This is a genomic window from Microbulbifer maximicatervae (SeqCode) (assembly GCF_052467955.1).
Map to the genome: position 1 here is coordinate 1627188 of NZ_CP174329.1, position 23574 is coordinate 1650761.

A 23574-nucleotide genomic window follows, 5' to 3' on the forward strand; every position below is an offset into this window, starting at 1 on the left:
GGTGAAGATCAGTATTAAGAAAGGGGTTTAGGCTTAGCTATAAACGCCATGTAAAAACCACTCTTCGGTTGTAAGATCCTGAAAGACCCAGTAGAGCTCATCTCTTTTATTTCTTGCGATATAGTAATCCCGCCCATGACGCCCGTGCTGCCACCAATAGCCATCAATTCGCTCTGGCCCCTGTAATAGTTGTAGCTCTCCCTGATAAAATAATTTGTGCTCGCTACTTTCCAGTTTGGTTGGATGAGCTAATAGCCAATTGGGGCGCGGTGCTTGGATGGGCTTAATTTGCTGTCCCTTAGCGTTACTTTTAATTATCAGGGTATCTGTATTTTGCCAGGCCTGCTCTGGTAGGTAGCTTTCTTTTAGGCCAATTCCCGAGAGTGCTTGATGACCGAGGCGGGCTTTTAATTTGTCTAATAGCTGTTGACTGCGTTTATGTTGGCTGCCTTCACCAAATAAATCTTCATCCAGTGATCCCTGCTCCAAGGGGAGTAAATGCTTGCAATTTAAGCTGATGGACTGCACTGGCTGATCAAGAGTTACTCTTTCCATTTGCAGCTTGGTTAGTGCTATTAGGCGTTGAGGGTCCAACTGCGGAGTGGAGAGTTCTACGGTTATTTCCTGAGATTTATTTTGGCCGAAATCCATATGCCAATTTAACTGTTGTGTGTAAAGCTGGCGTCGCTGCAACTGGGAGCATAATTCCCTTAGTAGGCGACCGATAGGAAATAGCAGCTGTTCGCTATTATCCAAGGGGCTGGGGAAAAATAGCTCGCTGCGGAATTGTGCTGGGGGCTGATAACTACAGACTGGATCTTGGCGAGTTCCGTTCAGGCGTGCCAGGTAGTCCACAAATGGGCGACCAAAACGAGAGCCTACCTCAGAGAGTGGAATAGCGAGCAGCTGGCTTACTCGCTTGATACCACATGCGTAGAGCTTGGAAATAGTTTTGTTGTCGCAACTAAGGAGCTTGGATGGGGCAAAGCTAATCCACTGTTTCCACTGCTGAGGGCTGGGCGGAGAATCTGATTGCGCAAGCCAGTGCCGGTGTTCGGTCAGTTGGCTTAGCATATGAGCTGCACTGGGGCTGTGGCCGAGGCCCATCAGGCTGTGGATTCCCATCTGCTCAAGCTCATCGCTCAGCTGCTGTATCAATGCCTTGAAGCCACCGCTGGCCTTTAGGCAGCCGCTCAGCTCCAGGAAGAGGTGGGCGGGAGTGCTCTCACCATTGCTCATAGGCCCTGCGGACTGAGGTGATACAAGTGGTGTAAAGCTGTATGCCCACTGGGCCAGATGCTGTAACTCTTGTTGTTCCCGCTGGGAATCGCGTTGTAGCAGCTGTAGGTCTGCACAGAGAGCAGACGCAGTGGCAATACTGAGCCCGGTCTCAACGCCGCATTGGGATGCCGCTGGGTTTCTATCAATCACCAACTGTTTTTCAACCACAACTTGGGGTAGAGCCTCTTCTCCTTGTTGCTGAGCGCGGGTCAGAACTTCTAACGGAAGCCTGGGGAATTGAATACAAAGCCATAGCATGGAGTTACCCCTTGAAACCGTTCAGTGCATTGGTTGGTCCCGTCGGACCAGTTTTGCTGCTCTTGCCAAATAGAGGTTTTGGCCAGAGTTTCCACCCAATTGTTTTAAAAGCCTTAGCGCCAGCTCTCCTTCCCTGGGTGTGAGCTGTAGGCGCAAGCTCGCGGGTGAGGGGTTTGCTGTTTCACACTGAGGGCGAAAGTGGAAGTGCAGACAGTCCCCATTGCGGGCAGCGAGTTGCAGGCGACGAAGATCTTTATGGCTCAGGGATTGTCGCCCCTGCCAGCTGAGTAAGGCACCACAGCTTCCGGACTGTAGGGACTGCTCGATCGCCCAGAGAGTATCCTTGGGGCCTCGGGGGTGCAGGATCAGCAGGTTCTCAAGGCGGATACCACTGTTGGCCAATGAGGGCGCATAGGGGATATGGGGTGGATTGACCAGTATGACCATTTGCCCCCTCTGAGTGAGATTTGCCAGGGCCGGAAGTATCAGGGTGAGTTCACCGATACCCATCTGGTCTATGAGTAGCTCAGTAGTGGCCCCTCTTGGCCAGCCGTGGTTCGCTAGGAGGGCATCGAGGCTTGGATAACCACTGGCGATGCCGTTTCGCTGTCGTCGGGGTTCATTCGCTGCTTGCCAGATGTCGGCTCTGGTGAGTAGCTGTGCCAGTTTCTGGTGTTTTGCCTGGCTGTCTAACTGATTGTTTTCAATGAAGTTTTCTGCGCTGCCCACGATTCCACCACTGAATTTTAGTCCGATCTGGCCACTATCTTCGTCTTAAGCTGTATGTGTATACAGTGATGCTGTCTATTTATACAGTATCTATCCAGTGGCAACAAGTGAGAATTCATTGGATAGGCACTTTTTTGCACAGCCTAAACCGGCTATGATTCCGCCTCTTTAATTGAGCACTAATTATTCTATTCAGGGGGGACGGAGTGAGTATCAAGTCCGACAAGTGGATTCGCCGCATGGCAGAGCAGCACGGTATGATTGAGCCTTTTGAGGCCGGTCAGGTGCGTCATAACGATAATGGCGATCGACTCATCTCCTATGGCACCTCCAGCTATGGCTACGATGTTCGCTGTGCTCGTGAATTTAAGATTTTTACCAATGTTCACTCAGCGACAGTTGATCCCAAGACCTTCGATGAAAACAGCTTTGTGGATGTTGAAGGCGACCACTGCATTATTCCGCCAAACTCCTTTGCCCTGGCGCGTACAGTGGAGTATTTCCGTATCCCGCGCTCTGTATTGACGGTTTGCTTGGGTAAATCCACTTATGCCCGTTGCGGTATAATCGTCAATGTGACGCCACTGGAGCCGGAGTGGGAAGGTCATGTGACTTTGGAGTTCTCCAATACCACTAACTTGCCTGCGAAGATCTATGCCAACGAGGGTGTGGCACAGATGCTGTTCTTCGAATCCGATGAAGTTTGTGATGTGTCCTATGCCGATCGTGGTGGCAAATACCAGGGCCAGCGCGGCGTTACCCTGCCTCGCACCTGATCACCGGTCTTACTGCAGTACTATTTCCTACCTATGACAGAGGTTTCTACCAGCCAGCTACCTGAAAGCGTCGATGCATTGGTCATTGGCGCTGGGGCAGCTGGACTAATGTGCGCGGCTACAGCGGGCCAGCGCGGGCGCAACGTGTTGGTCCTGGACCACGCCAACAAAGTCGGAAAGAAAATCCTGATGTCTGGTGGTGGCCGTTGCAACTTTACCAATCTCTACACCAGTGCAGAGAACTTCTACAGTAACAACCCCCATTTCTGTAAGTCCGCCTTAGCTCGCTATAGCCAGTGGGACTTTATTGCATTGGTGGAAAAGCACGGGGTTGCCTATCACGAGAAAACTCTCGGTCAGCTCTTTTGCGACAATAAATCAAGGGATATTGTCGACTTGTTACTAGCGGAATGCCGTGCGGCTAAGGCACAGATCCGCACGCGCTGTAGCATTACTCAAATTCGAGCTTTGGGGCAGGGGTATAGGGTCGAAACCAGTATGGGGACGGTTACCTGTGAATCCTTGGTCGTGGCTACTGGAGGCCTTTCTATTCCCACCATGGGGGCGAGCGGGTTTGGATATGAGATCGCTAAGCAGTTTGGGCTTGATGTAGTCCCAACTCGAGCAGCGCTAGTGCCATTCACCCAGCATAAACGGCAATTAGAGCGTCAGGGTACCCTGCCCGGCACCTCTCTATCAGTGACCGCTTCTTGCGCTGAAGGTAGTTTCCAGGAGCAGATGCTGTTCACTCACAGGGGGCTGAGTGGGCCAGCGGTTTTGCAAGTTTCCAGCCACTGGCGAGAAGGTCAAACGGTAATATTTGACTTGGCTCCAGAGAAAAATCTGGCAAAGTGGTTACCGCTGCGCCGACATCAGAGCCCGGATAGCCACTTGCACAGCGTTTTGGCTGAGGTTTGGAGCAAAAAGTTGGTACAGTTTTTCCTGCAGCGAGCGCAAATTACCAGCCGCCCCCTAAAACAGTTTGGGGAGGGGGAATTACAGCAAGCTGGGGAAAAGTTGCAAAGCTGGAAATTGGTACCGGCGGGCACTGAGGGTTATCGCACTGCTGAGGTAACATTAGGTGGAGTCGATACTGCACAGGTCTCTTCCCGTACTATGGAATGTAAAACCCGGCAGGGGCTTTATTTTATTGGCGAGGTTCTCGACGTAACCGGCTGGCTCGGCGGGTTCAATTTCCAATGGGCTTGGGCTTCAGGTCATGCTGCAGGAGAGGTGGCTTAATGGTGTGCCGGTACAATAAAGTTTGAACACTGTAGAAAAAGTTTGAACACTGAATAATAAAGTTTGAACACTAATTATAAAGTGTGAATATTGCCACATCTGCGAGTGCACTCAGCGGGAGAGGTAGTCGTGCAGCCTATGCAGCAGGAATAAATGAGGATGAATATAACAATATATCCTTCGTTACTAGTTCAAAATCGATAACAAACCAAATCTTATATATAGATATTAAGTGCAAACTGTTGATTTGAATGCCACCTTTTAAGGCCTTCCGTATTTTAAGCCAAGCTCAGAAGTTGTGTAAGGCTTTATATGGCTCACAAAATACTCATTAAATGAGTCATAGAGCCTATTTCTATGACTCACAAAATACCCATTAAATGAGTCATAGAGCCTATTTCTATGACTCATAGTAGATTTACTTTGGCTGAAAATTTTATGAGATATTTTCTTTTTATAAGAAATTATCAAGACAATCCTTAAATCATATAACATAAAAAAATCAGATTTATAATAGGTAGAAACACTCTACGGTTTAGGCGTAGCGGTCCTACGAATTTGTAAGATCTGCTAAATTTCATAATGTTTGAATAAGGATGAACACAACCACTTAAATATGACCTCAGTATGTATACTATAGATACCGGATTAATAAATCTTACAGACCTAAGATGTTAATACTTTAGTCATAAATCAGATTGGGGTGAAAAGTTTTGGCGCGACACAGAAGGTTAGAGAGGCTAACTGATTTTCAAAGAGCTCTGAAAAACAAGTATGGGCTGGGAGCTGGAGAAGAATACAAACCCTGGCTGAGAGTTCAGGATGTTAAATCTAAGGGAAATAGTGGAAAAATTCAGGGTATTAAAGTTAATAGAGAGCATCATACCCTCTCAGAAAACGAAAGCTGTCTCTTCTATCTGGTTGAAAACTGTGATTCAGTAATCGATATAAGGGAACAGTTTCCCCTTCTCCCCCTAGACTTTTCTATCAAGATTGCAAAGAATCTAGATATAAATCATCCAAAAGTGCCTGGTTCTGGATCATACAATGTCATGACTACAGACTTTGTTTTGACTTGCACAGATAAACACGACTTTTGGTATGAGGCTATCTCTGTTAAATCAGCCCAAGAACTATCAATAAAGCGTACAGCTGAAAAATTAGAAATTGAACGTATTTGGTGGGAGCTTCTGGGGGTAAATTTCCATATATATACTATGAATGAAATATCGGTTATTCAATCTAAAAATATTCAGTGGTTTACCTCTGCATATAGACAAGGACGTAGATTTAAGGAAAGTATAGAAAAGCAAGCCATAAAGACATTACATGTCGGGATCAATTTGATCGAAGATATATGCAATGGATTCTGTAAAAATGTAGATGTTAAGAACGATGAAGCTTTAGTACTTTTGAAGCATTTAATCGCTATTAAGAAAGTTGAGGTAGACTTAAGTAAACCGATAGCAGAGTCTGGAGTTATAGATATAACAAATATTCTTTCATCAATCGGTAGGTAAGCATGCGAGTTGAACGAAACAGTGTTTGGAGTATAACTGATATTGATGGGGTTGATAGTGGTGTGTATCGTGTTCTTGAACTTTTTTATGATATAAATATTCTGGTTCTTTTTAATCTTGAAGAATCTGGAGGTTTAAGAAGGCCTATTAAGATTGATAGCTCCAGATTTTTGTGTGCGATTAAAGGAGGAGCTGTGAAAAGAAACTTTAGTCCTCTTCCCTACTATCAGCTAGCTGATGAGGGGTTGATACCTGAAGCTCATATTAAAAAACGTGATAGAAATATTGAGCTGATAAGTGAGCTAATAGAAAATCCAGATTTTCTCCTTGAGATTTCTACTGAAGAAAGAAGCAAAGTTCTGGTAAATCAGGCGAAAAGTAAAGGGGTAAGGGCTCAGAGAATATATAGGTTATTAAATCAATATTGGAGGGGTGGGCAAGAAAGAAATGCCCTCCTGCCTGCTTACAAGAATTCTGGAGGAGCTGGAAGAGTTAGGGTCTCAGGAGGTCTTAAACGTGGAGCTCCAATAAGAATGCTTACACCGAGCATGGAAATACACCAAGGGGTTAACACTTCGGAAAATGATAAGAATAATTTTATTTTAGCGATGAAGAAGTATGGCTTGAAAGGGCGTCGAGTTCCATTTAGTCAAGTTTATGAAAAAATGTTGAAGGAGCTATACTCACAAGAACTAATACTGGCAGAGAGTGAATCTAGGTCGCCGAATGTTCCATCATATCGTACTTTTATATATTGGGTTAAAAAATTAATCCCAAAAAATGAAATAATCCGAAAGCAAACTACAGTGGGTGACTTTGAAAGAAACAAGCGTGGGTTAAGAGGAGCTGCGACAGATCATACCGAAGTTCCTGGAAGTTGCTTTGAATTGGATTCAACAGTACTGGATGTTCATATTGTCTCTGAATTTAGGCGCTCTCATGTTCTAGGTAGGCCTACTGTTTATTGTGTGGTAGATAAAGAAAGCAGGATGATTGTTGGGCTTCACGTTTCTATGGAATATGCTTCTTGGCGTGCGGGTCGTCAAGCTCTTGTCAATAGCTTTACGGATAAGAAAAGTTATTGTTCTAGGTTCGGTATCGAAATCGAAGATCATGAATGGCCTTGCCATCATATCCCCCAGCGTTTGCTTTGCGATCGAGGGGAGTTTATATGTAAGAGCGCTGAAAAATTAGCCGTTCCATTAATCGGTCACCTGAGTATAGCTCCACCTTATCGCGCCGATCTTAAAGGCATTGTGGAACGAAGATTCGAAATATTGAATAAAAATCTAGTCCATGAATTATTAGGGACAACTAGAGGACATCATTATATTCGAGGTGATCGTGATCCACGTCTCGATGCAACATATACATTAGATGAAGTAACAAAATTACTTATTGATGAGGTTATGGAGCATAATAATTCTCTATTTGACGGTTTAGCTGCACAATCCGTCTTGTTAGTGCAAAATGGATTGCCCCCTACACCGCTTAATTATTGGAATATCCATCTAAAAAAGCATCGGCATGCTTTAAGTAGATCAGAGGAGTCCGAAGTAAGGGCTAAACTTCTACCTGCGGTAGAAGTATCTATGACGAGTAAAGGTATCCGCTTAAATGAGGATATGTACTATGAATGTGACCGGGAAGAATTTCAAGAATGGAAAGTGCTTGCCAGGTCTACCAAGTGCTGGAAAATGGAAGCTCGTATCGATCAAGATAACTCTTCATTCATATATGTTCGCCTTAAGGAGCGCGAAGGGTTCACTAAATGCAACTTGATGAAGTTTTCTGCAAGCCTTAGTGATAAGCATCAAGCTGATATATTGTATTTTAAAGATTGGAAAAAGAAAGAAAAATGTAAAAATAAACCAGGTAAAAAGTCTATAGAAAGACATAATAGACGTAAATTAGTTAGCCAAGTAGCAAAAAGTGAAACAAAAAAAGATGTACAAGATAAGAGTAAGACTGAGCGAATAAAGGGAATGAGAACACGAAGAAAAGAGGCGGTTCTTGATAGGCGAATTGAATACGGTGAATCCATTAGAGAAGAGAAATCAGAACTATATCCCGATGATGAGAACTTAGAGTCAAAAAGGAAAAATGAAGCTGTCTCATTAATAAAAAGGAAGAGGCGGAACCAGTGAGAGGTGTAAATTATGCAGAGTATAACATTGCAATACTCCCGGAGCATCGGGGGAACCCCTTGATCGAAGCATTACCAAAAAAATTGAAAGATGAGGATTTGGTAGAAAAATTAAGTAGCTATCCTTCATTTTCTGAAAACGAGAGAAAGTTGAGTGCTTTCGAGCGTATTGAATACCTTACAAGAATCGAAGAGTTAAGGCAGCCTCTTCCAGTATATCTAGAATGCTTTAGAGCAATTGAAATTGCGATTAAGAAAGGTTATTCAAGCAAGAATCCCCTGTCGCCGACAACCATGAACTATTTACACTACCCTGTAGACCAACGATCTAAAGTTGCTCCTAGAACAGGTTATTTCAAATCTAACGGGAGTGGTATAACTTTACTTGGGGAAAGCGGTGTCGGAAAAAGTTGTATGCTAGAGCAGATTTTAAATTGTTTTCCAGAAGTTATTGAGCATCGTAAATACCAAGGTGAGCCTTTATATATTAAGCAAGTAGTATGGGCTAAAGTAGATTGCCCAGAAAACTCAAGTATCAGAGCCCTTTGTCTTAAGATTTTATCGGAAATTGATAGAAAGCTTGGAGGAGAAGAGACTAAGCCAGAAAAAACGAGTGATCTACTTGTTAAGCAAATTGAAGCTAAAATAAAGTCTAGCTTTTTAGGTGTCATAATAATAGATGAAATGCAGCATTTAAATTTGGCAAAAGCTGGAGGCGAAGATAAATTTCTGGGGTTTCTTCATAATCTTATGAATGAATTGGGAGTTCCCATTCTTCTGTGTGCAAACCCTCCTTTTGACAAATTATTAGGGAAAACTCTAAAGACAGCAAGACGTGCAGAAAGTCAAGCTTCTTTTACTATGGACTTGATGAAAAATGATGAGGAGTGGACCATGTTTGTTGAAGAACTTTGGGTGTTGCAATGGACAAAGGAAAAAACTCCTTTAACTAAATCTCTTAGTGACAAATTATATGATCTATCTATTGGTAATATGGATCTGGCTGTAAGAATTTATAGGGAGTCTCAGCGTTTAGTAATTGGTTCAGATAACGAGTCTATAACAGAATATGTCCTGGAGTATGCAGCAAAAAAAGCTATAAATTTCTCCAAAAAATCTGTAGATGAAGCAAGGATAAATAGGCTTGAAAAATTTCGGCGTATCAGAAGGGAAAAGAGTAATAATAGGTCTAAGGTCGAAACTAGTGAAATTTCCGTTAAATCTATAGATACTTCGAAATCAGAAGTTATGATTATCCCCGGAGATTTAAATCGCCCCCAGCACCATGAATTTCATCAGAAGCTATCTTACTTGCAATCTATTGGTGACTTAAATGAACTTATTAAAGATCCAGACTTGATAAGGCGAGCATCTATTGCAGAGAATCCTGAAGCTGAGTTAAAAAAAATGGAAATTTTATTTAAAAATCCGATCAAGCATCTATCCTCAAAGTAAGTTTCACCCCATATTTGACAATATGCTCCTGCCCAAAGCTTTTCCTGATGAACTTTTCTTTAGTCGAATTATTCGCTTTGCTACTATTTCTGGATTAAAGGGTAAAGAGTTTAATAAAATATATCTTGCTGAGGAGAGGGCCTCCATACACCCCTTTTTGACATCGAATCTAAAAAAACTTTCAGCCCTGACAGATGATGAAGCGTACGAAATTTTATTTGGTCAGACATTGGCTCCAATATATATATTTTATTTGCCTAAGTATTCAAATAACATAATAAAATTTATGTTGAGTAATGATAGCGCGAGATCAATAAGGGAAAGTCAGCTCCCATCATTTGGTGCAGGTTCTTCGCTATGCTTGAAATGGTGTCAAGAGTGCGCCTGTAGCGATATAAATCAATATGGAGTTGCTTATTGGCATAGGTCGCATCAAATCCCTGGGGTCTCTTCTTGTGGTATACATCCAGTACTCTTAGAGAGAATTGACTTACTTAATCGTCAACGAATTAACCTTGGATTGTTACCATCAGTGACCTGCTGTGCTAAAGAAGCATCTAGTGTTGAATATAAGGTAGGTAAGTTTGGATATGATTTTTTAAGAAAGATCAAATGGCCTATTCCGTTAATAGATGTTACTTCAAAATATCGCCTTAAATTAAATAATATGGGCTTGGTAACGAATAGTGGCCGTATTAGGCGTCTAAAATTAATGCAAAATTTTTATGTATATTCACAGCAGTATCGGCCATTTTATAATAGCTCGCTCCCAAAATCTTCTGAAGACTTCAGATATGTTTCTCAACTTTTAGTTCAAGGAGCAAGCCATAATCCCTTCCAGCACATTTTTTTCTCAAGTTGGCTTTTTTCTACCTTCCAGCAATTATTAGAGGATCATAATAGTGTAGAGTTTGAATTCCAAACCCGTAAAAAGGATTTTGCTATGAGGACGAAAAGGAAAGAGAGGAAATGTATTGATATTCTACGAAGCAGGTCGCTTAATGAAACCTCTAAAATTACAGGGAAAAGTAGAACTTATCTGAAAAGACTTGCAGCGCTCCACGATATCCCCTTGAATCTTAAGCCAAAGAAATTATCTAAGGCTTGTAGAGATGAAATTATTCACCTTGGGTATACAAGAATGAACCGGCATCGAATAGCTACAATTTGTAAAATTGGTGTAGGATCAGTAGAACAAGTTATCTCAACTCATCCTGAACTAGTAACTTATCGTAAACGATGCCATATGGAGTCAATGCGACGTCGCTATAGGCTAAAAATCCTTAAATATTACAAATCCCACCCTAAAGCAATTCGTAAAGATATTAAGTTACACTGTAATAAAGCCTTTTATTGGTTGTATTTATATGATCGTGAATGGCTAGAGGTTGCTCTACCTAAACCTCTAAAGGCTAAGGGGAGGTATCCTAAAAAATAGAGAACATATTTATTGATTGAGAGGTGCAGGAAGGCCTAAGGGATGTTTATAACCATACTTCTTGCGAAACTCATATCTCTGTATGTTTAGCCAAGTAATAGCACATCTTTTTGTAAAGTCAATATAATTATTGCTGTTAATTTCCATTCTTGAATAATCGCTTTCACGAGAGCTAGCTATAACACCAGAAATTGAACAGTCAGTGAAAGAATCTATATTCCATCGGGAACAAGATGCGCAGGCTCCCTTTTTATCTTTAAGTATAGGGAACTCCATTCCCCATCGTTTAACTTTTATAGTTTCAAAATTTTCTTTTTCGAAGTTTTTAATGATTTTATAGTTTGATTGCAATTCTTTACTGTACACATCATAAAAACTCATATGACAATATCTCTTCAATCTTGCTCTTAAGAGGTTCAGGTCGCTCTTCGTGGGTTCTGCTGATCTCCTATCAGAAAATTTCCCAATGTAATTTTTCTGATAGGATAAAGTCTGAACAAAATATTCTATGTAGGTTAGTTTTGCACAGGGAGAAAAGTAAAGTTTCCACTTACTTATGGGGTCCTCATAATGTTTATTATTGTAAACTTCTGAAGTTAAATGTTTTATTGAGCTGGATACTTTCTCCCAGTTAGCCGATAAAACACCTAAAATCACGCTTTTAATTTTGTTTTTTACTGAAGGGGTTCTTTTGATTTGCCATAACGGACAGTTATGCTTTTCGCAATATGATATATATAACCACTTGCTTTCGAAAAACGCATGGCCCTGATTTGCAAGTTTTTCTTCAATACACCTTTTACAAAACTTAATAGGTATTCGTTTTCCAGTAAATTGTCCATGAGAGTAGTTAAGAATTTGCGGGAAGCCTTTAAAATGTGTAAATCTATTTCTGCTAAAAGTGTCCTCTGTTCCGATAGAGTAAGTAGAGTCAAAAATGTCAATCAGTACTTTCTCGGGATAAAAAGTGAAATATTTTTTGGCTGTATCCGGAATTGAAGGGTACTCTCTCCATCCACCCCCGCCAGCTATTAAGCTATTTATATTCCGAAACCCAGCTTTTATAAAAACTCTTAATATAAAGGAATGGATGGATTCACCCGGCTGTTGCAGTGCTCTAAACATAGTTATACCATATTGTAAAGATAGAAATATTGTGTGGTTTGTAGTTTCTCTATCTAGCTTGCTGATAAGTTTGTTCTGAGAGCTATAGAGCTTCATAAATATACACACATATATTTTGAAATGGCTTATTATTTTTTATGAATACCTAATGATATACCAAGAAATCTAATATTTAATAATTAAAAGTACTTAAAGGACATGTTATTGTTTCCATATAGTATATCCCTTGAAAAATTTACAATACTCTATTGAGCCATGTCAATTGATGACGGGCTCGTTCTAAATATCTCACTCTGTTTATATGTATATTATAATTTTCGTATACTAATGGGATTTTTTTCATTTTTAAAAAATACTATAGGGTTTAGCATGGTTTTTCAGAATTGCTTCAATGGTATTAAGCACCTGCTGATTGTAGATCTTGAGGCAACTTGTTGGAATGATCGCCCACTATCTGTTGGGGTAATGGAGGTCATTGAATTCGGACTTGTACTGACTACTTTGGATGGTGAAATCTTAGCTAGTCATAGTCAATTTGTTAGACCAATGATTAATCCGAAACTTAGTAAGTTTTGCAGTGAACTTACAGGTATCAAAAATAGCATGGTGGCTAGTGCGCCTGATTTCAGAGAAAGCACGAGTCTCCTTAACTTATGGTTATCTCATTATGAGTATCAAGCCTGGGCTAGCTGGGGGGAATACGATTGGAAGCAGATCAAAGTAGAGCTGATACGGCACGGTTGCGCGCCAGATTTTTTTGCTAAACCGCATATCAACCTGAAAGCAGTATGGCAAGAAAAGACAGGTAAGAAGCGTCGTTCAGGACTTGGATCTGCTCTACAGTCTCTCGGTATTGTCTTTGAAGGTCAGCAGCATCGCGGTGTGGATGATGCACGTAATATTTCGAGAATACTTCCTTACTTGACTATTTAAAAAATGTATCGTTGGTTTGATGCGAATAGGTGATGTACTTATTATAAATATAATTTTGATTGTATGAGAGGCTTAACCTCTGCCTTTCATGTCATAGAAATTTGTCTCATTTATTCATAGATGGCTATTGTATTTTATGACTCTTAATCTTTTATTGCGGGAAGATCAAGAGTACTCGATTTAATATTGTTTAGATACTCCGCTTTGATTGGTTGTTGATATGAAAGTTAAATTATTTTATATGATTATGTAATCCTGGGTTTGTTCAAAAAGATTGTTTTATATTTTCTGGGACTCATTATAGATATCGTATCTAAAGGAAATGATACCCACCATATCTCCTATAGTGGCAGTTAAGTTACATATTTAGATCTCAGACTAGAGCTAGAGGGGTAGTGTTCAGAATTCTGTGTCATTTCTTTACTATTAGCAAAAAAGAGATGACCCATGACCAAACCTACTTTCGATATGGATGCCGCCGTCAAAGCCTTATGCGAGGGTAAAGACCTCAATGGCAAAGATGGCATCCTCACCCCTCTGATCAAACAACTCACTGAAGCTGCCATGAAAGCGGAGCTGGAAGAGCACCTCGCCAGCGAGGATAAGCCCAACCGCAAGAATGGCACCACCTCAAAAACTATGAAAAGCCCCGCTGGCAGCTTCGAGCTGCAGGCGCCGCGGGATCGTGCCGGCACCTTCGAGCCTCAAATCGTCAAGAAGCATCAAACTCAGCTTACCGACGAACTGGAACGCAAGATTACCGCCCTGTTTGCCCTGGGTAACAGCTATCAGGACATCCGCACACATATTGCCGATATCTACGGAATGGAGCTTTCCAACGGCACCATCAATGCCGTTACTGACAAGCTGCTGCCTGAACTACAAGCTTGGCGTGAGCGCGACCTGGAGGCTGTCTATCCTATTGTCTGGCTCGATGCTATCCATTACAAAATCAAGGAAAACGGTCGTTATGCCAGCAAGGCCATTTACACGATTCTTGGCCTCAATATCGAAGGCAAGAAGGAGTTATTGGGGCTCTACCTATCCGATCAAGAAGGCGCACATCATTGGCTGAGTGTTCTGACCGATCTCCACAACCGTGGGGTCAAAGATATCCTCATTGCTTGTGTTGATGGCCTGCAGGGTTTCCCTGAGGCCATAGAGAGCATCTACCCTAAGACCGAGATCCAGCACTGCATCATCCATCAGATCCGCAACTCACTAAAGTATGTAGCTTCAAAGAATCAATAGGCCTTTATGGCCGATCTCAAATGCATCTACAAGGCGGCAACGCTCAATGCCGCCGAGCACGCTTTGGACGAGCTGGAGACCAAGTGGGGTGACAAATATCCAATGGTGATTAAGTCCTGGCGGGGTAAATGGCCGACTCTCTCGGCCTACTTTAAATACCCGGAATACGTCCGCACACCGATCTACACTACGAATGCGGTGGAGGCTGTACACAGGCAGTTCCGCAAGTTGACCAAGACCAAGGGCGGCTTCGCCAATGAGAATAGCTTACTGAAGCTTCTCTATGCCGGTATACTAAAAGCCTCCGAACGCTGGACGCACCCAATTCAAAATTGGAATCTGACACTATCACAGCTGACGATCCACTTCCCAGATCGACTGGAGAAATACATCAGCCTATGAGGCTATTTGGCTGACACAGAGTTTCCTAATTACCACCCTTGCTAAGTCACATGTAACTGTATATAAATACAGCTATCATGTTGATCTGTAAGGGAATACACCATGGCTCGCAACAAGGTACAGTTCCAGAAGGGTATTAGTTTGACCCAACTCCTTAAAGCTTATGGTACAGAAGAGCAGTGCTTCGATGCTCTCTGTCAATGGCGTTGGCCAAATGGCTTCTGTTGCCCTCACTGCGGACATGACAAACATTGCAACCTCGCTTACCGCAAGCTCAAGCAATGTAACCGGTGTCGACGTCAGACATCGATTACTTCTCGTACGATATTTGACTCCACCAAACTGCCCCTTACTACTTGGTTTCTCGGTATCTTTCTGATTACCCAGGATAAGAAGGGTATTTCCTCTATGGAGCTGGCTCGTCATCTGGGTCTCTCTTACAACGCTGCCTGGCGTATGAAGCAGAAACTCATGCAGGTGATGATGGAGCGGGACCAACAGTACAAGCTATCCGGTTTTATTGAATTGGATGATGCCTATCTCGGTGGTGAACATACTGGATGCAAGCCGGGGCGCGGAGCTAAGGGTAAAACTCCCTTTGTGGCTGCCGTTGAAACTACCAAAGATAGACGTCCTACTCGTATCAAGCTCTCTATTATCAAGGGCTTCAGGAGCAGTGAGATTTCTACCTGGAGCAAAAAGCATCTTTGCAGCGGTAGCATGGTTATCTCAGATGGCCTTGCATGCTTCAATGCTGTCACAGAGGCTAATTGTGTACATGACAAGATTGTTTGTGGTGGTGGTCGAGCTTCTGTTGAAGAGCCTGAGTTCTATTGGGTGAATACGGTACTCGGCAATCTAAAAAGTGCACTGCGTAGTACCTACCATGCGATTAGGCCGAAATATGCGCAGCGATATTTGGCAGAATTTCAATATCGATTTAATCGACGGTTCGACTTATCAGCACTCATTCCAAGACTTTTTTTTTCTCTCTTCGGACACCTCCAATGCCGGAAAGACTGCTGAAAATTGGCTTAGTATAGGTGGTAATTAGGCAGAGTTTTGAACACCCTCGCTAGAGGTGGTATCGCTATACTTTATCAGCTTAATTCTAAGGTATTACATTTACCTAAGCCCTTTGCTCGAATCCGTTTAACATTGATATTTATTAAATGACGGATCACGAAGCGAAATAGTAATTTCTTAATGCCAGTTAAATTACTTCCATAGAGCAGATAAAAATCATCAGGTTGCGTATAAACTCCGAAATCGTCTGCGATACCTTCTTTCTGTATAAATGTATCTTTATCCTCCCAGTCAATGGGTGGGTTTTGTAGGCATTTTGTGGCAATACCATAGCCTTTAAACTCAGAGCATTGATTACGGAACCCTTCTTGGACTTTGTTCAGGTATGGGCGGTCGATAATATATCCTTCAAGGTTGATCCACCTATCATTTGAATATACTTCAACCCAGCTGTGGATAATTCGTTCAGGTACGATATAGAATAGATAACTAGGTATGGCACCTTTCTGAAGGTCTTTAAAAATAGTAAATCCATGAATGCGTGTAGGAATGCCAACAGCGCGAAGCAAAGCCATTAGCAATGTTCCTTTAGTGTTACATTGTCCGTACCCGTCTTTCAGTACCCTGCTAGCCGGAATACGATCATCACTATTGTAACCAAATAAAATATCATCACGAACAAACTTATAGATGGCACCAATGGCGTCATACTGAGATAGCTTACGCCATTTCTTATTTTCAATTAACATCTGAATGGTTTTATTCTCAAAGTCAAGCATAGGGGTTTCTGATAAGTATTCACGAGTAAGTGTCTTCATTCATTTGTTCTCCAAGGTAAGTTATAATGTGGGCTTATTTAAACTCTGCCCTCTCGTATAATTGAATAAACCTCCTAAGACTTCACGAAAGCTCTCTTATCAAAATCATTCCTAAATGAATGTCGCATAGACTTTTATTTGGGCTGCTTATTCAAAGTTAATCCCCCACTTTCATGCAAGGTTAACGGTTCCTGAAAGAATTTTAATCTACTTAATGAATTTAACATTAGTATTATGATCTCGCATCCCGATTACTTGAAGAATATAGCCCTTTTAAAGCTCTACCTTTCCAACCCAAATTCCGTGGACTATGGGACCGATAGACTCCTTACTAGTGTAAGTGTCGTTAACTGTAAATTGACCTCTTCTAGAGGCTGACTCCTCACTTGGAGAGAAGGTGTGACCAAATAGCCACTTTGGGGTTAATGATAACTTTAGGGCAGTGAGTTAAGTTGAGGTGTCTGAATTTACTTGCTAGAATCCCATTCAGTAGATTCTGGTCTCTTTGTAACTTTTATGAATGTAGTTCGACTATCATTTCTATTAATTGTGCTTATGGTCTTTCAGACCGCAGGTGCATTCTATGATAGCCATGAAGAAGTTCAGGAGGTAACGAATCACCTGTCTCTACATCATGATGAAGATCTGCCCGGCAATTTACCGTTTCAACCGGACAGCTCCCCTTCTGATTTAAGCTTACAGATCCCCTCCAGCGGGGATGAGGCTGATCAATCTTCGTTTCTTCTGGATTTATGTAATCACTGCTGTCATTGCCATGGAAGTACCTTTACCGCCCTGGTAGGTCAATCATTACTCTCTATTCTGAGCGGAATCGTTAATTATCGAGAATTCGGCAATACACGTGTTCCCAGTGGTTATTTTACCCCTCTACTCCGCCCACCTATAACCCAAGTCTGATTGCTCTAATGCCGCGCGAGTAAGGAGAGCTACAAGGCCCCCTTGCGCAATTAAAAACTGACTTGGGAGATACCCATGGATTTTTACTGCACGCTCACTGAGAGTGTGATTCGTCGTCGTGCCATATTCCAGTTGATGGTGGCGATAATGTATTTAGCTGCGCAATCAGTATCCGCGCAGGAGGGGGATTTACTGACATTACCAGATGCGATTGAGCTGACGCTCGCACAGAATCCGGAGCTTGCGGTATTCCCATTACAGAGAAGAGGTCTAGATGGTGCTGAAGAGACTGCAGCACTGCGGCCTGCGTTAAGCCTAGGAGGTGAGGCTCAATACAAGAACTTTGGTGATGGTGGCTCCAATAATGCGCCAGATCCCGAGGATGATGCCGACAATGAGCTTGAGTTGACGGTAACTTTATCCTCCGTAATTGAGCTAGGAGATAAACGTAGAGCTCGAATAGATGTAGTCAATGCCCAGCGTAATTTACTGATCGCGGATGAGCAAGCTAAGGCGCTAGATCTTCTGGCAGAAGTTATCCGTCGCTATGCTCAGGTTCTTGCTGCCCAGGAATTAGCTGTATTGGCTAGGGAGAAGGTATTACTCGCACGTGAAACGCTAAGCGCTGTCAGCGCCAGAGTCAGCGCTGCTGCTAGCCCGGTTTCTGAACGCCTACGAGCGGAGTCCGCCCTGACAAAAGCAAGCCTCGCTAAGCAGACGGATGAGAGCATGCTAGTGTACTACAGGCATGCCCTATCGGCTCTGTGGGGACAGCCGAGTATAGATTATCGAGTAGACTCCAGTGAGCTCTATCGTTTTGAGCCCGGCGCTAGTTTTGAGGAACTTTATGCGCGTGCGCAGGAAAACCCAGCTATAGCGCGCTTTGCTTCCGAAGAGCGACTGAGTGCTTCACAGCTTCGTCTCACCCAGTCCAACTCAAAGCCTGATGTTGGATGGTTTGCAGGTCTTCTCGTGAATCGGGCTGTTGACGAAACTACAGCTTTAGCTGGTTTCGAAGTTCCACTCTTTACCGCAAAACGCAATCGTGGTGCCGAGCTAACAGCAATGACTGAATTGGATGAGGTTATGCTCCGTCGTGAGGCGGCATTACTACAACTTTATCCTCAGCTATTTCTTGCCGTAACCGGTCGCGAACAGGCCCTGGCTACTGTCTCCAGTTTGCAGGATTCTGTAATCCCTAAGCTTCGCGAGGCATTGACTGAAGTAGATCGTGCCTATCGTCGTGGCCGGAGTTCTTATCTTGACTTAATTGTTGCTCGGGAAGAGTTGCTCGATGCTGAACGTGCACGAATCGAAGCAGCGCGGTCTGTACTTCTTTTCGGCGCTGAGATTGAGCAGCTTACAGCAGGGCCTTTAGGTTCCGAGAGTGTAGGAAGCGGAAAATAATTTTGGATTTAGATATGAGCAGATTAAGTAAAGTAATTCGCCTGGCAATATTATCCATACTCCTCATTTTCTCTGGATTTTGGATTGCAAGCCTGGGTCATGCAAATGGTGGTCATGATGAACATGTTAAGCAAGATGAAGAGCTGGGCTCCAATGATAGCCATGATGAGCATGATGAACAGGAAGGGAAACAATTCTCTAGTCATGGACATAGTGATAACCATGGCGGACATGATGAGCATCAGGAGGAAAAGGGCCCCAATGGTGGCCGTTTACTGACTGAGGGGGATCTAACGGCCGAGTTGCTTATTTATGAAAGTGGTGTAAAGCCAGAGTTTCGAGCCTGGATTTCTCTTAATGGTAAACCTTTAGAGAATGCTCGTGTTTCCGTAGAGCTTGAAAGACTTGGTGGAAAAGTGGATCAAATACCCTTTGCCTGGGAGGATAGTGTTGGGTATTACCGCGGTGAAGGCGTAGTAAAGGAACCTCACTCTTTTGATGTTGCCGTTTCTGTTTTTTACAACGGCGAGCGCACAAGTTGGGATTATGAGTCCCATGAAGGTCGAGTGCAGATCTCTGAACAAATGGCAAAAAAGGCAGGCATTAAAACTGCAATTGCTGCTCCAGGTATAATTAAAGAAAGCGTTACCTTATATGGTAAAACTGCGATAGATCATCGTAACCTCAGTCATGTGCGTGCACGTTACCCAGGAACCGTAATCACTGTTAAAAAAACGCTTGGCGATTTGGTAGCGAAAGGGGAAGAGCTTGCTTCTATCGAATCCAATGACAGCTTGCAAATTTATCCATTGGTCGCTCCTATTAGCGGTCAGATAATTGATAAGCAAGCCAGCCAAGGTGAATTCAGTGGCGAACGGGTGCTGTTTACCATAGCTAACTACGACCAGCTGTGGGCTGAGTTGCAAGTATTTCCGATGCGTCGCGATCAGATCAAATTAGGGCAACAGGTTTCAATTACAGCTGGTGAGCGTTCTTTTGAGTCAACTATCAGCAGCCTTGCTCCGAGCAGTAATGGTCAGCCCTTCGCGATTGCAAGAGCGGTGATTGAAAACCCCAATGAGCTCTGGACTACCGATCTAATGGTCCAAGGCCAAGTAGTAACCAATGAAAAATCTGTGCCTTTAGTGGTCGAGAATCGTGCACTACAACCTTTCCGCGATTGGACGGTGGTATTTATCAAAGTGGGAGAAACCTATGAAATTCGTCCACTAAAACTCGGCCGTAGCGACGGCACTGTAACCGAAGTGCTGAGTGGCCTCAATGAGGGTGATCGCTATGTCACCGAGAACAGCTACCTGATCAAAGCGGATATTGAAAAGTCCGGCGCTGCACATAGCCATTAAATGAGGCCAGAAGATGATTGAAAGTATACTGCGCTTCTCAATTGAGCGGCGCTACTTCGTACTGTCCCTGATCTTTGTATTGGTGGGCCTGGGGGTTTGGAGTTATCAGAGACTTCCAATTGATGCGGTTCCCGATATCACCAATGTTCAGGTACAGATTAATACCGAGGCTCCTGGTTATTCACCTTTAGAGGCGGAGCAGCGGATTACTTACACTGTGGAGGCGGCACTCGCCGGCTTGCCTAATTTAGAATATACCCGTTCGCTCTCTCGCTACGGTTTGTCCCAGGTCACTGTTGTTTTTAAAGAGGGTACAGATCTCTATTTTGCTCGGAACTTAATTAATAGCCGTCTCAGTAGTATTAAAAGTCATTTGCCTCCGGAGTTAGAGCCTGAAATGGGTCCCATTGCTACCGGACTCGGTGAGATTTTTATGTACACAGTGGAGGCTCTGCCTGGCGCCACCCAGCCCAATGGGCAGCCTTACGACGCCACTTCACTGAGGGAAATTCAAGATTGGATTATAAAACCGCAATTATCCTTAGTCCCCGGAGTTACTGAAGTTAATACCATCGGTGGCTATAACAAGCAGTATCACGTAACACCCGAACCTCGACAGATGCTTAACTTTGGCGTATCCATGGAAGATATCGCTCTAGCGCTGAGCCGCAATAACGAAAGTCGCGGCGCTGGTTACTTGGAGGGGAATGGACGGCAACTTCTGGTGCGTTCACCAGGGCAGTTGCGAAATATTGCCGAAATTGAGGATGTGGTAATTACCAGTCGCGCCGGGGTGCCGGTTAAAATTTCGGATGTAGCCGAAGTAGCTATTGGAAAAGAGCTTCGCACCGGTGCTGCCACTCGCGATGGTGAAGAGACCGTATTGGGCACAGCTATGATGCTGGTAGGGGAAAACTCCCGGGAGGTAGCTCGAAGTGTAGCGGAAGCCTTAAAGCGAATAAAATCAACCGTACCTGAAGGTATTAAGGTAGAGGCGGTTTATGATCGGACCACTCTGGTAGATAAAGCTATCGCTACAGTGCAAAAAAACCTTGTTGAGGGTGCGCTGCTGGTTATCGTGGTATTGTTCTTGTTGCTGGGAAATATTCGAGCCGCCTTTATTACTGCAGCGGTAATCCCGCTTTCCATGCTTGCCACCATTTTCGGCATGGTGCAAACGGGTGTTTCCGCCAATCTGATGAGTCTCGGAGCCCTTGACTTTGGCCTGATTGTCGATGGGGCCGTGATAATTGTGGAGAACGCGATTCGCCGACTTGCCGAAGCCCAGCATCGCAACGGAGGCAAGCTGCCCCTACAAGAGCGTTTGGAGCTAGTATTCCAAGCTACCAACGAAGTGATTCGCCCAAGTTTGTTTGGTGTTTTGATCATTACCGTGGTGTATATCCCTCTATTTTCGCTTACAGGTGTGGAAGGGAAGATGTTCCACCCCATGGCTGCCACTGTAGTGATGGCTTTACTCGCTGCACTGGTGCTTTCATTGACCGTTGTGCCTGCAGCAGTTGCTGTTTTCCTGACAGGTAAAATCAGTGAAAATGAAAACAAAGTTATTGTTGCGACCAAATCTTTATATAAACCACTGTTGATTGCTGCAATGAAAGTGCGCTGGTTAGTACTTTCTGGGGCTCTTGCATTAGTACTGTTCTGCAGCTGGCTTGCAACAACACTGGGTTCTGAATTTATTCCTCAGCTCAATGAGGGTGATATCGCTTTACACGCCCTGCGTATTCCTGGTACCGGTTTAGAGCAATCTGTAGAAATGCAAAGCTTGTTGGAGCAGCGTATTAAGGAGTTTCCTCAAGTAGATAAAGTATTCGCAAAAATTGGTACACCAGAAGTAGCAACAGACCCAATGCCGCCAAATGTAGCCGACAATTTTGTGATCCTGAAGCCCCGTGACCAATGGCCCGATCCGAAACTGCCCCAGGAACAATTGGTTGCTGAAATCGAAGAAGCTGTGCGTCAGTTACCGGGAAATAACTACGAGTTCACCCAACCAATCCAAATGCGCTTTAATGAACTAATTTCCGGCGTACGTGCAGACCTGGGTATTAAAGTATTCGGTGATGATCTGGATCAGCTGGTGGCTTCTTCAAATGAAATTCTCGGTGTGCTAAATGGAATTGAGGGTGTTGCTGATGCTCGTGTAGAACAAGTGGAGGGTCTACCGATTCTATCAATAGTGCCGAATCGAATCGCACTCGCCCGCTATGGAATAGATCTGCAAACCTTGCAAGATTTGGTTTCAGCGGCTATTGGAGGTGAAGAGGCTGGATTGATTTACGAAGGCGATCGCCGTTTTCATCTGGTAGTGCGTCTGCCGGAAGGCTTGCGACGAGACTATGAGAACCTTGGGGATTTACCTGTTCCGTTACCTACTGGTAGCCCATTGGGTAGCTATGTGCCCTTGTCAGAAGTTGCTAACTTGGAAATGACCCCTGCCCCCAACCAGATCAGCCGGGAAAATGGTAAGCGCCGTGTTGTGGTAACTGCCAACGTCCGCGACCGTGATTTGGGGTCCTTTGTTGAAGAGGCGAAGAGCCGTATTGATCAGCAGGTCTCTTTGCCTGCAGGTTACTGGCTAGTATACGGCGGCACTTTCGAGCAATTGGAATCCGCCAGTACTCGCCTCTCAATAGTGGTTCCACTGACACTATTGGTAATTCTGGGACTTCTGGTGATGGCCTTTGGTTCATTCAAGGATGCCTTAATTATTTTCAGTGGAGTACCCCTGGCGCTTACTGGAGGTGTCTTGTCCCTATGGTTGCGCGATATGCCTTTATCTATTTCTGCTGGAGTAGGATTTATTGCACTATCTGGTGTGGCGGTGTTAAACGGTTTGGTAATGCTCTCCTTCATCCGACAACTTCGTCAGCAAGGTGGTGAGTTGCTCACATCCATTATCGATGGTGCTATGATCCGCCTGCGTCCAGTATTGATGACTGCGTTGGTTGCAAGTCTCGGTTTTGTTCCTATGGCTTTGAATGTAGGTACTGGAGCAGAGGTTCAAAGACCACTAGCTACGGTGGTAATTGGAGGCATAATTTCTTCTACTCTCCTAACCTTGTTTGTACTGCCATTGCTTTATCGGATAGTGCATGGAAGAGAAGGTATATTGAAAATATAAACATAATTTATGATGCTCACCTTTGCTTATATTTAGGTAGGGGTGAGCAAAATTTTAATGAAAATATTTAAGTGTTTGTTGGTTCATTTTTGAGCATGAAAGAAATGGATGCGCTTGATATTTATATAAGATAAATAGAAAATAATAGATGTTTCTATTGCCTCAATGGAGTGACGGGTTTTTAGTGTGTAGGTTTAGTATGAGTTTACTGCTTGCAGATTTTTATTCTAGTTCAATGCCAACCTTTATAGGTCCTAAATTGAGTGGGCGGAAGTGCTGGTGCCCTTGATCTCTGATTTTAGTGAATTGTAATTTGACTTCTCATGAGGTTGACTAATAA

The 23574-nt window shown here is 43.5% G+C and carries 15 protein-coding genes and 2 pseudogenes; 13 read left to right on the forward strand and 4 right to left on the reverse strand.

Going from position 1 to position 23574, the window contains the following annotated elements; translation table 11 throughout:
* Positions 1–33 precede the first annotated feature (33 nt).
* Positions 34–1539 (reverse strand): Y-family DNA polymerase, encoded by a 1506-nt coding sequence (locus ACJJI5_RS06890; protein WP_445355863.1) that lies wholly within the window; start codon positions 1537–1539, stop codon positions 34–36.
* 21 nt (positions 1540–1560) lie between these two features.
* Entirely contained in the window at positions 1561–2268 is a 708-nt protein-coding gene (gene imuA, locus ACJJI5_RS06895) for a translesion DNA synthesis-associated protein ImuA (RefSeq protein ID WP_445355864.1), read from the reverse strand.
* Positions 2269–2474: 206 nt separating this feature from the next.
* On the opposite strand from imuA, the gene dcd reads away from it, so the two are divergent.
* From dcd to ACJJI5_RS06925, 6 genes are all read left to right on the forward strand, one after another.
* On the forward strand, positions 2475–3044 hold the full coding sequence (dcd, locus tag ACJJI5_RS06900) for a dCTP deaminase (RefSeq protein WP_282933840.1): 570 nt from the start codon (positions 2475–2477) through the stop codon (positions 3042–3044).
* Positions 3045–3077: 33 nt separating this feature from the next.
* Positions 3078–4286: a BaiN/RdsA family NAD(P)/FAD-dependent oxidoreductase gene (locus ACJJI5_RS06905; RefSeq protein WP_445355865.1), complete on the forward strand. Its 1209-nt coding sequence runs from the start codon at positions 3078–3080 to the stop codon at positions 4284–4286.
* A 713-nt stretch (positions 4287–4999) separates the two neighbouring features.
* Positions 5000–5806, forward strand: a complete 807-nt coding sequence (locus tag ACJJI5_RS06910; protein WP_152454496.1) for a TnsA endonuclease N-terminal domain-containing protein — start codon at positions 5000–5002, stop codon at positions 5804–5806.
* 2 nt (positions 5807–5808) lie between these two features.
* Entirely contained in the window at positions 5809–7953 is a 2145-nt protein-coding gene (locus ACJJI5_RS06915) for a TnsB C-terminal domain-containing protein (RefSeq protein WP_152454495.1), read from the forward strand.
* A gap of 59 nt (positions 7954–8012) precedes the next feature.
* Positions 8013–9407, forward strand: coding sequence for an ATP-binding protein (locus ACJJI5_RS06920; RefSeq protein WP_216646257.1), 1395 nt, complete (start codon positions 8013–8015; stop codon positions 9405–9407).
* 22 nt (positions 9408–9429) lie between these two features.
* Complete coding sequence (locus tag ACJJI5_RS06925) at positions 9430–10845, forward strand: TnsD family Tn7-like transposition protein (protein ID WP_152454494.1); 1416 nt, start codon at positions 9430–9432, stop codon at positions 10843–10845.
* Between the two features lie 9 nt (positions 10846–10854).
* On the opposite strand, the gene ACJJI5_RS06930 is transcribed toward ACJJI5_RS06925, so the two are convergent.
* Positions 10855–11970, reverse strand: a complete 1116-nt coding sequence (locus ACJJI5_RS06930; protein ID WP_152454493.1) for a hypothetical protein — start codon at positions 11968–11970, stop codon at positions 10855–10857.
* 327 nt (positions 11971–12297) lie between these two features.
* On the opposite strand from ACJJI5_RS06930, the gene ACJJI5_RS06935 reads away from it, so the two are divergent.
* The 3 genes and pseudogenes from ACJJI5_RS06935 (at position 12298) to ACJJI5_RS06945 (ending at position 15599) form a co-directional block, all read left to right on the forward strand.
* Complete coding sequence (locus tag ACJJI5_RS06935; protein WP_216646256.1) at positions 12298–12903, forward strand: 3'-5' exonuclease; 606 nt, start codon at positions 12298–12300, stop codon at positions 12901–12903.
* Between the two features lie 447 nt (positions 12904–13350).
* Positions 13351–14556 (forward strand): annotated as a pseudogene (locus ACJJI5_RS06940) (IS256 family transposase).
* 102 nt (positions 14557–14658) lie between these two features.
* Positions 14659–15599 (forward strand): annotated as a pseudogene (locus ACJJI5_RS06945) (IS1595 family transposase).
* Between the two features lie 57 nt (positions 15600–15656).
* Here ACJJI5_RS06945 and ACJJI5_RS06950 read toward each other — a convergent pair.
* Positions 15657–16400, reverse strand: a complete 744-nt coding sequence (locus ACJJI5_RS06950; protein WP_152454492.1) for a transglutaminase-like domain-containing protein — start codon at positions 16398–16400, stop codon at positions 15657–15659.
* Between the two features lie 516 nt (positions 16401–16916).
* Between ACJJI5_RS06950 and ACJJI5_RS06955 the strand changes: the two genes are divergently transcribed.
* The 4 genes from ACJJI5_RS06955 (at position 16917) to ACJJI5_RS06970 (ending at position 23234) form a co-directional block, all read left to right on the forward strand.
* The gene (locus ACJJI5_RS06955; protein WP_282933837.1) at positions 16917–17318 is read left to right on the forward strand and encodes a hypothetical protein; all 402 of its coding nucleotides are present in this window, start codon (positions 16917–16919) and stop codon (positions 17316–17318) included.
* Positions 17319–17393: 75 nt separating this feature from the next.
* Positions 17394–18725 carry a TolC family protein gene (locus tag ACJJI5_RS06960; RefSeq protein ID WP_152454491.1) on the forward strand — a complete coding sequence of 444 codons (1332 nt, stop codon included), beginning with the start codon at positions 17394–17396 and terminating at the stop codon, positions 18723–18725.
* A gap of 14 nt (positions 18726–18739) precedes the next feature.
* The gene (locus ACJJI5_RS06965) at positions 18740–20089 is read left to right on the forward strand and encodes an efflux RND transporter periplasmic adaptor subunit (RefSeq protein WP_152456399.1); all 1350 of its coding nucleotides are present in this window, start codon (positions 18740–18742) and stop codon (positions 20087–20089) included.
* A gap of 13 nt (positions 20090–20102) precedes the next feature.
* Positions 20103–23234: an efflux RND transporter permease subunit gene (locus ACJJI5_RS06970; RefSeq protein WP_152454490.1), complete on the forward strand. Its 3132-nt coding sequence runs from the start codon at positions 20103–20105 to the stop codon at positions 23232–23234.
* Positions 23235–23574 lie beyond the last annotated feature (340 nt).

Bases quoted from the DNA above. Each gene is read 5' to 3' on its own strand.
- ACJJI5_RS06890 (WP_445355863.1), bottom strand. From the start codon at position 1,539: ATGCTATGGCTTTGTATTCAATTCCCCAGGCTTCCGTTAGAAGTTCTG.
- ACJJI5_RS06905 (WP_445355865.1), top strand. From the start codon at position 3,078: ATGACAGAGGTTTCTACCAGCCAGCTACCTGAAAGCGTCGATGCATTG.
- ACJJI5_RS06915 (WP_152454495.1), top strand. From the start codon at position 5,809: ATGCGAGTTGAACGAAACAGTGTTTGGAGTATAACTGATATTGATGGG.
- ACJJI5_RS06925 (WP_152454494.1), top strand. From the start codon at position 9,430: ATGCTCCTGCCCAAAGCTTTTCCTGATGAACTTTTCTTTAGTCGAATT.
- ACJJI5_RS06930 (WP_152454493.1), bottom strand. From the start codon at position 11,970: ATGTTTAGAGCACTGCAACAGCCGGGTGAATCCATCCATTCCTTTATA.
- ACJJI5_RS06935 (WP_216646256.1), top strand. From the start codon at position 12,298: ATGGGATTTTTTTCATTTTTAAAAAATACTATAGGGTTTAGCATGGTT.
- ACJJI5_RS06950 (WP_152454492.1), bottom strand. From the start codon at position 16,400: ATGAAGACACTTACTCGTGAATACTTATCAGAAACCCCTATGCTTGAC.
- ACJJI5_RS06955 (WP_282933837.1), top strand. From the start codon at position 16,917: ATGAATGTAGTTCGACTATCATTTCTATTAATTGTGCTTATGGTCTTT.
- ACJJI5_RS06960 (WP_152454491.1), top strand. From the start codon at position 17,394: ATGGATTTTTACTGCACGCTCACTGAGAGTGTGATTCGTCGTCGTGCC.
- ACJJI5_RS06965 (WP_152456399.1), top strand. From the start codon at position 18,740: ATGAGCAGATTAAGTAAAGTAATTCGCCTGGCAATATTATCCATACTC.
- ACJJI5_RS06970 (WP_152454490.1), top strand. From the start codon at position 20,103: ATGATTGAAAGTATACTGCGCTTCTCAATTGAGCGGCGCTACTTCGTA.